The sequence below is a fragment of the Nocardioides pyridinolyticus genome (assembly GCF_054653575.1).
The window spans coordinates 1-440 of record NZ_BAAIFY010000099.1 but is presented as its reverse complement, the minus strand read 5'-3'; the positions used below and the strand labels follow the sequence as shown (position 1 = coordinate 440).

Below are 440 nucleotides of genomic sequence, written 5' to 3'. Positions count from 1 at the left end.
GCGGTCCAGATGGGCCTGATCTACGTCAACCCCGAGGGCCCGAACGGCAACCCGGACCCGCTGGCCTCGGCCCGTGACATCCGCGACACGTTCGCCCGGATGGCGATGAACGACGAGGAGACCGTCGCCCTCATCGCGGGCGGCCACACCTTCGGCAAGACCCACGGTGCCGGCGACGCCGACCTCGTCGGCCCCGAGCCGGAGGGCGCTCCGCTGGAGGAGCAGGGCCTGGGCTGGAAGAGTGCCTTCGGCTCCGGCAAGGGTGCGGACACCATCACCTCGGGCCTGGAGGTCACCTGGACCACCACGCCGACCCGGTGGAGCAACGACTTCTTCAAGCTCCTGTTCGGCTACGAGTGGGAGCTCACCAAGAGCCCCGCCGGTGCCTACCAGTGGGTCGCCAAGGACGCCGAGGACATCATCCCGGGCCCGGCCGCGGA

Annotated in this window: 1 protein-coding gene; it reads left to right on the top strand. The window is 70.5% G+C overall.

Features of this window, described 5'->3' with window-relative positions; translation table 11 throughout:
• Positions 1-440, top strand: a 440-nt coding sequence (locus tag ACYQ0U_RS22820) for a peroxidase family protein (RefSeq protein WP_459976172.1), incomplete at both ends; no start/stop codon positions are given.